This window comes from Helicobacter pullorum, assembly GCF_900638355.1.
GTDB classification, from domain to species: Bacteria; Campylobacterota; Campylobacteria; order Campylobacterales; family Helicobacteraceae; genus Helicobacter_D; species Helicobacter_D pullorum.
Genome location: NZ_LR134509.1, coordinates 581,087 through 594,256, shown reverse-complemented (window position 1 = coordinate 594,256; position 13,170 = coordinate 581,087). Strand labels below are relative to the sequence as shown.

General features: G+C 33.3%; 7 protein-coding genes. 4 read left to right on the top strand and 3 right to left on the bottom strand.

Going from position 1 to position 13,170, the window contains the following annotated elements; all coding sequences use genetic code 11:
• Positions 1 to 73: 73 nt before the first annotated feature.
• Both mnmH and prfB read left to right on the top strand, forming a co-directional pair.
• A complete protein-coding gene (gene mnmH / locus EL247_RS03030; RefSeq protein ID WP_126441975.1) occupies positions 74 to 1,081 on the top strand; it encodes a tRNA 2-selenouridine(34) synthase MnmH in 1,008 nt (335 codons plus the stop codon).
• Between the two features lie 3 nt (positions 1,082 to 1,084).
• Positions 1,085 to 2,179: a peptide chain release factor 2 gene (gene prfB / locus EL247_RS03025; protein ID WP_005023383.1), complete on the top strand. Its 1,095-nt coding sequence runs from the start codon at positions 1,085 to 1,087 to the stop codon at positions 2,177 to 2,179.
• A gap of 23 nt (positions 2,180 to 2,202) precedes the next feature.
• On the opposite strand, the gene EL247_RS03020 is transcribed toward prfB, so the two are convergent.
• On the bottom strand, positions 2,203 to 2,697 hold the full coding sequence (locus EL247_RS03020; protein ID WP_005023386.1) for a flavodoxin: 495 nt from the start codon (positions 2,695 to 2,697) through the stop codon (positions 2,203 to 2,205).
• Between the two features lie 253 nt (positions 2,698 to 2,950).
• On the opposite strand from EL247_RS03020, the gene EL247_RS03015 reads away from it, so the two are divergent.
• Positions 2,951 to 4,639, top strand: a complete 1,689-nt coding sequence (locus EL247_RS03015) for a cation:proton antiporter domain-containing protein (RefSeq protein ID WP_126441974.1) — start codon at positions 2,951 to 2,953, stop codon at positions 4,637 to 4,639.
• Here the strand turns inward: EL247_RS03015 and EL247_RS03010 are convergent.
• Entirely contained in the window at positions 4,636 to 5,409 is a 774-nt protein-coding gene (locus EL247_RS03010) for a sulfite exporter TauE/SafE family protein (RefSeq protein ID WP_065830390.1), read from the bottom strand. The two genes, EL247_RS03015 and EL247_RS03010, sit on opposite strands and share 4 nt — an antisense overlap.
• Positions 5,410 to 5,565: 156 nt before the next feature.
• Here EL247_RS03010 and selD point away from each other — a divergent pair, with 156 nt between their 5' ends.
• Entirely contained in the window at positions 5,566 to 6,552 is a 987-nt protein-coding gene (selD, locus tag EL247_RS03005) for a selenide, water dikinase SelD (protein WP_232019786.1), read from the top strand.
• A gap of 850 nt (positions 6,553 to 7,402) precedes the next feature.
• On the opposite strand, the gene EL247_RS03000 is transcribed toward selD, so the two are convergent.
• The gene (locus tag EL247_RS03000; RefSeq protein ID WP_126441972.1) at positions 7,403 to 13,135 is read right to left on the bottom strand and encodes a hypothetical protein; all 5,733 of its coding nucleotides are present in this window, start codon (positions 13,133 to 13,135) and stop codon (positions 7,403 to 7,405) included.
• Between the last annotated feature and the right edge of the window lie 35 nt (positions 13,136 to 13,170).

Below are 13,170 nucleotides of genomic sequence, written 5' to 3'. Positions count from 1 at the left end.
TTTTTTTTTTAAAATTATAATTATAAAGTATTTTTGTACAATACTCTAATTTATTTTATGAAGGATATTAACTTTGAATCAAACCCTACCCATTGATGACTTTCTTGCACAAAAATTTTCCACTATCATTGATGTTCGCTCACCCAAAGAATACGAACACTCTCATATCCCCAATGCTATAAACTTCCCTGTTTTAAATGATGAGGAATTCCAACAAATTGGCACACTTTACAAAAAAGATTCTTTTAATGCCAAAATCCTTGGAGCAAGTTTTGTTTGCAAAAATATCTCTCACCACCTCTTAAATTTAAAACATCAAATCACTCCAGCCCGCCCTTTTGGCATTTATTGTGCTAGAGGCGGAATGCGAAGCAACTCTTTTGGAATCGTCCTAAAAAATATCGGTTATCGCGTAGTTGTTTTAAAAGGTGGCTACAAATCCTATCGCACAGAAGTAACCCAAACACTACAAGATAAGCCAAACCACAATTTCATCACACTCATAGGACCAACAGGCAGCGGCAAAAGTGAAATAATCCACGCCTTTGATGATTCTTTGGATATTGAGGGGATTGCCAGACATTTAGGTTCAAGTTTTGGTGGGATTTATGGAATGCAACCCAGTGTTAAAATGTTTCAAAACCTATTATTTGAACGCCTAAAATCTCTCACAAATTCCCCTTTTGTTTTAGTAGAGGGAGAAAGCAAAAAACTTGGAAATTTAATTTTGCCAAGCCCACTTTATCAATCCTACCACAATGCACCCAAAATCCTAATACTCTCGCCCCTAGAACAAAGAATCCAAAGAATCGTTGCACAATATGGTAAAATTTCACAAGATTTTTTCAAAAATTCTATGCAAAAAATAGCACCTTTTATGAAAAAACAATTTTGGCAAGAAGCACAAGAAGCCTTTTTGCGAAGAGATTTACAAAAAGTTGCGGAAATTTTGCTTGTAGAATATTATGATAAAGTGTATAAAAAAGAATCTTTTAAAAGTGTGATTTACCACCAAAATACCACACAAGTTATCGAAGAAATCAAGGCATTTGCAAAAGAATTTTATAAAATAAAGGAATAAAACTTGGATAGTTATGAATATGGAGAATTACTCAAAGAGCTAGAAATAAAGCGACAAAATATTGAAAAAATTATGCAACCAAGCAAACTTGAAGCTAGAATAAAAGAGATTGAAACCCTAGAGCAACAAAAAGAATTTTGGGAAGATTCCAAAAAAGCAGGGGAATATCAAAAAGAAAAAAAACGCTGTGAGAGGCAACTAGAAAAATTCCAAGAAGCTAATCTTGCATTAAATGACGCAAAAGAGCTTTTTGAGATTTCAAGCGATGATGAGCAAACTCTAAATGAGCTTTTTAGCGAAGCAAATTCCCTAGAAGAGCAGATTAAAAAAGCTGAAATTGAAGTCATGTTGAGCGATGAGCTAGATTCTAATAATGCAATTTTCACTATCACTCCCGGAGCTGGGGGGACAGAATCTCAAGATTGGGCAAGTATGCTTTATCGTATGTATCTAAGATGGGCAGAAAGAAGAGGTTTTAAAGTAGAGCTTTTGGATTATCAAGAAGGCGATGAAGCAGGAATCAAAGATGCAAGCTTCATTATCAAGGGCGAAAATGCTTATGGTTATGCTAAAGTCGAAAATGGAATACACAGGCTTGTGCGAATCTCGCCTTTTGATTCTAATGCCAAAAGGCACACAAGCTTTGCATCCGTGCAAGTAACACCCGAAATTGACGATAATATTGAAATTGAAATTGAAGAAAAAGATTTACGCATTGATACTTATCGTGCTAGCGGTGCTGGGGGACAACATATCAACAAAACAGAATCTGCAATCCGTATTACCCATATCCCAACAGGAATAGTAGTGCAATGCCAAAATGATAGAAGCCAACACAAAAACAAAGCAACTGCATTAAAAATGCTAAAATCCAAACTCTATGAACTTGAAGCACAAAAACGCAATGAGCAAACCTCCAATGATGACAAAAGTGAGATTGGCTGGGGACATCAAATCCGCTCTTATGTGCTTGCACCTTATCAGCAAATTAAAGATTTACGCTCCAATATCGCTTATAGCAATGTTGAAGCGATTTTGGATGGAGATATTGATGCAATTTTAGAGGGTGTGCTTATCCATATTAATTCCAAACAATAAGCCTAAGAGGGCATTTGCCTCAATTAAGCAAATTGCCCTTTGATTTCCTCGCACCATTCTTGAATCCTTTGCTCTGTCAAATCCTCTTGATTATCCTCATCTAAGATTAATCCCACAAATTTACCATCTACCACAGAATCCGAATCTTCATATTCATAGCCCTTTGTGCTAGTTTGCCCAATGATTTTTGCATTTTTTAGTAATTTATAAATCTCATAAAGCCCATTACAAAATGTATCACCATAGGTATCTTGATCACCAAGCCCCACTAATGCAACTACTTTCCCATCAAAATCTTCTTCTTTTAGAGAACTTAGAAAATCCTCCCAATCTCCCTGTATATCTCCACTTCCATAAGTAGGTGTAGCCAAAATAAGATTTTTAAACCCTTTTAATTCCTCTTTATTTGCCTTAGCTACATCAAAAATTTCTACATTCTGCAATTTTTGTGCAATCTTTTCTGCTACTTTTTGAGTATTTCCACTATCACTACCATAAAATAAACCGATTTTTTCCATAATCTAAACTCCTATTAAACTAATTTTTGCGAGAGTTTAAAATAAAAATTCTTAAAAAATAATTATAATAATGCTTATTATTAATATAATTAAATATTAATTTCCCCAAATCATCAAAACCTGCCATAATTTCTACAATAAAACCGCCAAAAACCTTGCAACTTCACTATACTTTTTATATAATTCAAAAATTTAATTTTCACATAAGGGATATTCCATCGATACTTTATTTGTTATTGTTTGCGTTCTTGCAATGGCTGTTGTTTCTGGCATTATTTTAAATAAACTCAAAATACCTACCATTATTGGTTATATTGTTACAGGGGTTCTAACCGCCTATGTATTCCACTTCCGCGTTGAAGATTCTGCGGATTTAAATGGTATTGCAGAATTAGGAATTGTTTTTTTAATGTTTATGATAGGGCTTGATTTTAGTTTCAAAAAAATGTCCTCTATCAAGCAGGAAGTTTTCTTATTTGGTGGTTTGCAAATCGGGCTTTCTATGCTTACCTTTTTTTCAATTTGCTATTTTATTTTTGGTTTCAATTTTGATACTTCTATCATCGTAGCAAGTGCAGTTAGCCTCTCCTCTACTGCTATTGTCCTAAAGCATCTCAATGAAATCAACCAAACCAAAACTTCTTATGGAGTGGCTTCTGTTGGTATCTTGATTTTCCAAGATTTAGCGGTTATTCCTATTCTTTTGATGATTAAGCTTCTAAGCAGCAAAAATCTTGCTTTAAGCGACCTTATGATTACCACTGGTATCTCTGCTGTTATTGTTGTTATCTTGCTTTTATTGCCGGGTAGATTCTTAGCAAAACTCATCTTAAGATATTCTGCCAAAATGAAAACCGATGAAATTTTCGTAGGAACTGTGTTTCTTATCGTCTTAGGTTCTGCTTATCTTAGTCAATATTTTGGTTTTTCTTTGACTTTGGGTGCATTTTTATCTGGTATGATTATCTCAAGCACTCCTTATAAATACCAAGTTGCTTCTGTTTTGGTGTATTTCCGAGACCTTTTGTTGGGGATATTTTTCATCACTATTGGAATGCAAGTTGATATTGCATTTTTGGTAAAATATTTTGCAATTATTCTTATCTTAGTTGCCCTAACCCTATTTGCCAAAACCCTCATTATGTTTATTTTTCTAAGCTTCTTTAGAGGTGCAAAAATCGCTATGAAAATCGCCCTTTCTCTTTCACAAATCGGGGAATTTTCTTTTGCCATTTTCTTGCTTGCAAGTCAGCACAAAATCCTCAATTTACAATTAGATGGCGGAATCTTAAAATATATTTTTGGCGCAGAATTTTTTGCCTCTATTACCTCCACTGAGATTCATCAATTCTTAACCCTTATGGTGATTTTCTCTATGATAGCCACGCCTTTTATTTTGGATAATCTTGATAAATGCACCGCATTTGCCCTAAAATTAATGCGTATTCCACAAAAATTTACCAAAAAACAAACCGAAGACAATCAAGAACAAGAAGAAAATACAAAAAAACGCATTGTGGTTTGCGGTTATGGACTTGTGGGACAAAAAATCTTTCAATTTTTCAAAGATTATGATATAGAAATTTTTGGGGTAGATTCTAATTATGAACGAGTAGAAAAAGGCATTATTCAAGGTGATAAAATCATTTATGGGAACATTACAGATAAGATGATTTTTAGGGAAATTGAGATTGAAAAAGTTACTGCTATTATTCTTTGCATTGAATCCCCTGTGGAAATAGAAAAAGCTTGCAGGCACATCATCTCTCTATCCCGCTATACCAAAATCATCGTCCAAACAAGAGATAATGCACTAGAAGCCGAGCTTAAAGCAATGGGGCTTTATGGAGTGATTAATTCCACACGAGAAATCGCTACAACCCTTTCAAATCTTGCCCTTGAAGCAATCAAAGAAGAGGAAGAAGAGAAGCCAGAAAGCTAAACAATCATTTTTTCAAGCATAATTGCTAGCACAAATACATACATCGCCAAAAGTGCGTATTTGTGCTTTTTTGCATCAATTATACTCAAAATCCAAATCCCAATCCTAACTCCAATCAAAGAGGCAATCCCTACAAGAAAGCCTTGCTTATAATCCACATACCCATGCAATGCCAAAGAAGTGAAGCCAGATACAGAAGAGAAAATCACAAAAAACAAAGATATAGGAACGATTTTTTTGGAACTATATCCCAAATAATACGCCAAAAGTGGTGCTAGCATCATTCCGCCACCAATTCCCAAAGAAATCGCAAAGATTCCAACCACACAACCCCCAGCAATCAAAAATAACGCAGAATTTCTCCCCTCATCAATCTTCCGCTCTCCCCCATAAGCATTTGCCCTAAAAAACTTTATAATACTATAAACAATAAAACAAGTAAAAACAATTTCCAAAATATTTGAAGGCACATTATCAACAATCACTCCGCTAAAAGAAGCGCCTATTAATCCCCCTATCCCTACAAAAACCCCATCTTTAAAATCAAGATTTCTCTTTTTGTAATTCACATAAGAGCCATAAATGGAGGAAAAAATCATTTGCATAATTGAAATTCCAATAGCGATTTTAATATCATTCCCAAACAAAATCATCATAGGCACAATAATCGCTCCACCCCCGATTCCAAAAAACCCAGCCAAGATTCCAGAGAGTATTCCAACCCCCAAAAGTCCGAGAATATTCAAAGGCTCTAATGCCAAAAATTCCATAAAATAACCTTTCATTTTGAATTGCTATATTTTATTATAAAAATAAGTCAAAAATTGCTAAAATATTCAAAAATTATGGAGAATCTAAAAAGCTAAATGGAAAATATAAAAATCACCCATTTTGTCCAGTCCGCTGGTTGAGCTGCAAAAGTAGGTCTGGAAGATCTATCACATCTCTCTTGCAAACTCAAAAACAACGAAGATTCAAATATTCTTGTTGGTTTCAGCGGAAACGAAGATGCCGGAATCTATAAAATCAGCGATGAACTTGCAATTGTGCAAAGTGCAGATTTCATTACGCCACTTGTCAATGATCCTTACACTTATGGACAAATTGCAGCAGCAAATTCCCTAAGCGACATTTATGCAATGGGGGGAGAAGTCAAAACCGCTCTAAATCTCTTAATGTGGGATAATTGCCATTTGGATTCTCAAATGATAGAGGCTATTTTGGAAGGGGGATTATCCAAAATCAAAGAAGCTGGCGGTGTCTTACTTGGCGGGCACACAATTGCTGATAAAGAACAAAAATATGGTTTAAGCGTTACAGGCATCATTCACCCTCAAAAAATTTGGCACAACAATACCGCTCAAATAGGCGATGTGCTAATCTTGACTAAACCCATTGGAATGGGTATTTTGACAACTGCCCTCAAAGCAGATATGCTAGATTCTCCAACTCAAGTCAAAATTTCAGAGATTATGGCAACACTCAACCAAAAAGCCGCCAAAATCGCCTCCAAATACACCATTCACTCTTGCACCGATATTACAGGCTATGGACTTTTGGGGCATTTATACGAAATGACAAATCCCTCTATTTCACTTCATCTTTATTCTAATCAAATTCCCCTCTTACAAGAAGCCATAGAGTTTGCACGAATGGGGATTATCCCCGGCGGCAGCCATTCTAACCAAAAAGCCATTGCCAAACACTGCCATTTTAAACTCACTCCTAATTCAATCTACCAAAATTTAGAAATTCTACTTTTTGATGCACAAACTTCCGGCGGTTTAGTGTTTGCCACTCCACAAAATCAAGCCCAAGAATTGCTTAATGAACTCAAAAATGAGGGCGTTACCTATGCAAAAATCATCGGAGAAGTTCTACCAGCTGATAACTTCCCGCTAAACATTTCCTAACCTCCCATTGAATAGATTAAAGATTCTTGATTCAACCCCCAAAGTTTAGATAAATCCTCTAATGATTAGATTCAAGAATTGCAAAGATTCAAATTTCAACAATAATGATTCAATTCTCAAATCCTAGAATCAAACCTCTACACTAATTCATTACATTAGCTATTGATTATATTGTTTGCATTAATTATGTTAGATATTAGTTATAATCAAACTAAGCCAAGCAAAAGAATAATGCCTAGCTTATTATTAAATTCAATATTAAAGAGAAGCAAAGATTCTATAAAAGAATCTTTGATAAATGAAAGTTTAGCTTGTAAAAGAAGCTTCAAGAAATCTAAGAAATCAAAGTTTAGCTTTATAATTCTAAGTTTATCCTGTAAAAGAAACTTTAGTATAAAGCTTATCTTTTACAAGAATTTTAAAAGAATTAAATCTCATCTTTTCAATTCAATTTGATTCAATTCAATTTGATTAATGAATGAATTAAACTTAATTGCTTCAATTAATCAATCAATGATTAAATTGAATCTGAATGAATCAATGATTGAATTAAATTTGATTTGCTTCAATTTTATAATTCTAAGTCTATCTTGTAAAAGAAACTTTAGTATAAAGCTTATCTATAAAAATATCTTAAATAAATTAATCTCATCTATTACAAGAAATTAAAAAAATCTAAGAAATTAAAAAACTTCAATAAATCTAAGAAATCAAAGTTTAACTTTTTAATTCTAAGTCTATCTTGTAAAAGAAACTTTAGTATAAAGTTTATCTATAAAAATATCTTGAATAGGTTAATCTCGTTTCTAAAGTCTTTTACAAGAATTTTCTCACTTTAAGAGTGAGTGTTCTACCACCACACTCCTAATCTAATATACCCTGCATGAGATTGAACTCCATTTGCAAAGATACCACTATAGTTTAAAGCAATGTTAGCATTCTCTCCTAAAGCATAGCTTATTCCTACTTGAGTAGTTCCATAGAGTTCTTCTACATTAATATCAGCAGATTGTTTTAATCCAGCAATAACTCCACTTCCTTTAGCATCATTATAAACATTATACATTGCACCTAAAGAAGCCATTGTTTTAAACACATTATTCCATGCTCTTTGCCATCTAAGTGAGGCACTAATATCAAAGAAATTAACATCTTGTGTATAATAATGCTCACTTACTCCTCCTAGGTGTCTTAGTCTAAAGGAATCTGTACTAATTCCTTGATAACTAATTCCAATCTCTGGAGAAAGAACAGAGTTATTATAGATATTATAATAATTAGCCCCTACTTTTAAATCTGCACCATATCCATAAGAATCTACTTGAGAATTAATAGTAGTGCTTCCAGAGCGATAGGTTTTATATAAGTCTGTATCCCCTTTATCTATTCTTGTATTAGCAGAGAGATAATATTCACTTACTCCTTTTCTTGCAAAAACATTATAATAAGTTAATCCTCCATAATAAACTTTTTCATCAAAGTCTAATCTTTGTTGTCCTACTTGTTTATCTGAACTTTCATATCCAAAGTAGATTCCTAATATTCCTCTCTCACTAGGTAGTTTTGCTTGTGCTCCTGCTAGGATACCTGATGCATGAGATTTTAGAGTTCCTACTCCTCCATCTAATTGTGCTGAAGTGTATCTTGTATAAGGGAGTGCAAAGGTATAGAGATTATCCTTATCTCCTGTATGGCTAATGAAGATGTCATCAAGCTCTCTTAAGAGATCTAAATTAGAATAAGTTTCTTGATTAGCTTTAGTGGTTGCTTGAAGATTATCTAGGCTTGCTAGAGCATCTTTGTTATAATAATCCACTACTTCTATTGCATCACTTTTTATATTAGAATTATTAGCATAAGTGCTTAAAGAAGTAGATTCTTTAGAACTTACTCTTTTTAATTCTTTATTGTCTTTGGTTAATCCATTCAGATAAGATTCTCTTTGTTGTTTGTAGTTTTCTAAGAGAGCTTGTTGGTTTTTTAATCTTTCTCTTTGCTCTAATATTTCAAAGTCTGTTTTAAAGTTTTTAACATTAATTTCTCTTAGCATATTATTAGTATCAATCTGTCGTATTCTTGATGAATAGATTAAAGAAGCACCTAGAGTTTTACCGGAGAGTTCTTGAGTGTCTAAGCCTACGCTGTATTTACCATTGCCTTCATCAACAAAATCAAAAATACCAGAAATAGTATCTAATGAATCAAAGATACCTTGTCCATTGTTTAATTGATCTGCTAGAGAATCTCCACTTGAATCAACTCCGCTTCCATTTCCATCAGTTACAATTTGCTCAACATCATAAACTTTACCCGGAGTAACATCTACATAAATAGTGCCTGTATTAATTCCACCTAGATTATCTCCTGCTACTTTAATAGGGTTATTTGGATTATCTGCATTTCCTGCATTCCATTCAATGATATTAGTAGTTGAATTACTTCCTGTATTAGTAATTAAGTCAATATGTCCATTTTTACCATTAGAAATATTTGTATTTCCTCCATTACTTGTAATGATTTCACCAATGCTTCCACTTCCACTATTATTAACAGTAATACTTCCAGAATCATTAGTGATTTTATCTTTAATAGTTCCACTATTATTAAGATTATCTACATTAGCTCCATTACTAAATTGCATACAATTTGCAATGGCTCCATTAGTGTTATTGATATTTCCTATTTTACCACCCTCTAGGATAATACAACCAGCAATGGTGTCTGTATTATTAAGTTCTTGAATATCGGATTGTCCTTTTACTCTTATATTTCCATTGATTAATCCCCCATTACTAATTTCTGTGGTAGTAATGGTATTTAAAGAGATAGCATCACTAAAGTTACTTGAAACATCTTGATTAGAAGCTACAAGAGTTTTAAAGGTTGCTACTTTGGTTTTAGCAGTTCCAATAGTTCCTGTATTAATGATTTTATCAATTTGGCTTGTTTGACCACTACTTCCAGAAACAATTTCTCCTGTAATTACTCCAGAGTTATCAATAGAAGTGATTGTTCCTTCATTGTTAATATTTCCATTAATGGTTCCACTATTATTAAAAGTATCAAGAGTAGATTTACTCACATTTAAAAGATTACCTGCAATGGTTCCTGCATTATCAATGGTTCCATTAGTAGATTCAAAAGAGAGAGTTCCACTATTTCCAATAGTTAAAGTTTTATCCTTTGCTACTACTAGGGCTTGAGTGATTCTATCACTTCCATTGCCATTGCCATTGTAAGTTACACTTTCATACACTTTTAAAGTGCCAATATTAGAATTATTAGTAATTCCACTATTTCCTAAATTAGCACCTTCCTTAATCGTAATAGAAGAAATTGAGGCATTATCATTATTAATAATACCATTAGCAATAGTTCCTGAAACTTCAAAGGTATTAATGCTTCCAGAGTTAGCAATACTTCCTCCAATGGTTCCTGTGTTTTCTACTAAATTAATTTCTTTGCCTGCCTCATTTGTAACATTCCCTGTAATAGTTCCTTCATTGATTAAATCAGAAAATTTACAAATATCATCGCTACAATCTTGCTTTGTTCCTTTTAGAGCAACATTGCCATCAATTAAAGCATTTTCTTTATTCCACAAAGAAGTTGCAACATTTTCAAAGCCATTTGTGATAGTTTTTGAATTGATAACTCCATAGATTGTTCCATTATTACCATTAAAGCTTGTAATAATTCCATTGTTTTCAAAGAAAGAAATGGTGTTATCATTGACAAAATTATTAATGCTACCTGTGCTTTCATTGACAAATTTTACAATATGTCCTTTATTAGTAAATGTTCCACTAATGCTTCCAGAGTTGGTGAAGTCTGTAAGAATAGAATCTGCAATATTAGTAATATTTCCATTAATGGTTCCTGCATTATTAATGGTTCCATTAGTTGCATGGAAGTTTAGGGTATCGCTTCCACTTCCGATAGTTAATGTATCTCCACTTTCTACATTAATTTTATTGGTAATACTACCATTTCCACTATAACTTACACTTTCTTCAACTATTAAAGAACCAATGTTTGAATCATTTCTGATTCCATTAGTTACATTTCCTGTAACATTTAAAGTTTCTATTGTAGCACTAGCATTATTGATAATACTTCCACTAATACTTCCTGTGTTAAAGGTTTTAATAATAGAGTTAGCTTGATTATCAATACTTCCTAAGATAGTTCCTAGGTTATTAATTGTCCCTACTTGTGCATCAGTATCAAAATTAATATAAATTGTTCCATTACCACCACTTCCACCATTGTTGATAGTAAGAGTATAGCCATTTCCTAAATTATTTTTATCTACTTTTAAAGCATTGGTAATAGTGTTGTTATTATCCATTATGGTATTTTTATCAATATTTAGGATTCCATAATGTCCTGCTCCTGCAATAGTTGCTGTGTTAGTAATGCCATTATAATTAATTACACTCGTGTTTAATTCTCCAATGGTTCCTGTATTATTTAATGTGCCTGTGATTTTTCCTTGTTTAAGTATGTGGATAACACCTGAATTTTGTAGATACTCTGCAATATTTCCTGCATCTAATTCATCAATAGTTCCTGTATTGATAAAATGCCCTTGAATATTACTATAATTAGTCCAACTACCTAAATTACCACTATTTTTTAAATGTCCTACTAGAGTAGAGCCATTTGCTAAGTTTAGAGTAGAGCCATCTTCTAAGGTTGCACTATCACTTTTTAGTTCAATAGTTCCTGTGTTATTGCTAGTATTTTTAATATCCAAAGTAGCACCACTTGCTACACTAAGAGCATCTGTGATAATACCATTATCACTTTTATAAACAATGGTTCCTTGATTATTGACTTCTAAACTTCCTATGGTTCCATGATTAGTGATTGTATTATTAATATTAGTTCCGGTATTAGAAACAATTGTGCCTATGTTTCCATTAGCGTTGTTAATGATTCCACCTGCAATAGTGCTGTTGCCATATAGGGTAATACCTGCAATCTCCCCATTAGTATTAGCAGCACCATTAGAATCACCAACTGCAATACTTCCTCCGATACCTGTGCCATCTTCTAAAGTAATGTTTCCTATTTTGGCATTAGCATTAGTGCTAGCTCCATCACCTTTTACACTAATATTTCCTGTAATTGTAGAGTTATTTGCTAAAGTGATTTCCCCTATGGTTGCTGTATTAGTATCTGTTCCATTTGCATTACCTGTTAGTGAAATATTCCCTGTGATTGTTCCTTGATTCAAAGAAAGGGTATCTATATTGCCTCTTTCGGTGAGATTGAGATTTGCTATAGTGGAATTACCAGATAGAGATAATCCATTGGCAATAGTGGATTGATTGGCTAAAGTGATATTGCCTGTGATTTTAGAGTTGTCAATAGAGAATCCATTGGTAATGGTAGAGTTAGTGCCATTGTTAACTGCAAGAGAGATATTACCACTAATGTTAGAGCCATCAATAGAGATTCCATTGGCAATTCGGGAGCCACCCAAAGAAATATTACCTGTTATATTAGAATCACCAAAAGAGATTTTATCAGTAATTGTAGTGCGAGATAAAGAAATATTGCCCGTCATATTGGAATCGCTGAAAGAAATTTTATCAGTAATTCTAGTGCCAGATAAAGAAATATTACCATGGATTGAAGCAGAATTAGACATAGTGATTGTGCCGATATTAGCATTTGTAAGACTTATCACATCGCCTGTTGTTGCAACAGCATTACCTATTGAACCCGCACTGGTAATGCGTTGTATAAGTCCCCCATCAAACTCTATGGAGCCAATGGTTGCATTATTACCTGAATTTATTACAGCCCCTTCACTCTGTATTGTCCCAGTATTTCTAATAGTTCCAATATTGGAGCCACGCCATAATGCTATAGCATGAGTTCCCTCCCAATAAATTGTCCCAGTATTGATAAATGCCTTAACAATAGCATTATCGCCCAAGTCAAATGCAACTTTATAATTGTTTAGACCACCAAATCGTTCTCTAATAATAGTTCCACTATTGGTAATTATTCCTGCAGTTGCATTTCTATCAATTTTTATCATTGGACCATTTAATGCATAAAATTCTATGCTTGAATTATCATTGATTGTTAGATTGCCCCCAGAACCATTTTGTGTAATTCCATAGAGAAAAGAACCACTAGCAACAGCTTGAGAAGTGCTAAATTTAACATTAACATTATCTACTATAATGCCACCATTTTGAATGGTCCCAAGTTGTTTCAAATCAATATTTACTCCTTGTCCAATTTGCCAGTCTGCCACTGCATGACTTGATAATGCCGAAGCCAAAGCAATAGAAATCGGTATCGTGCGGATAAGGGATTTTACTTTGCTAGATTCTTTTGATTTTTGGGAATTTGTAGAATTTTGAATAGTTATAGAATCATAAGTGTTTTTAACTCTTTGAATCTTTGCAGTTTGAATCTTGTTTGGATTTTTGGATTCTAATTTGGATTTAGAATCTAAACCTTTAGCATTTTTTGGATTCTTTGTTTCTAGTGATTGACTATTTAGAGGCTTTTGCCCCCCCCCCCCCACTAGGGTAGCATTCTTTGTTTGGTTAGACATTTATTCTCCTTAAATATATAATGAAAATTACAAAA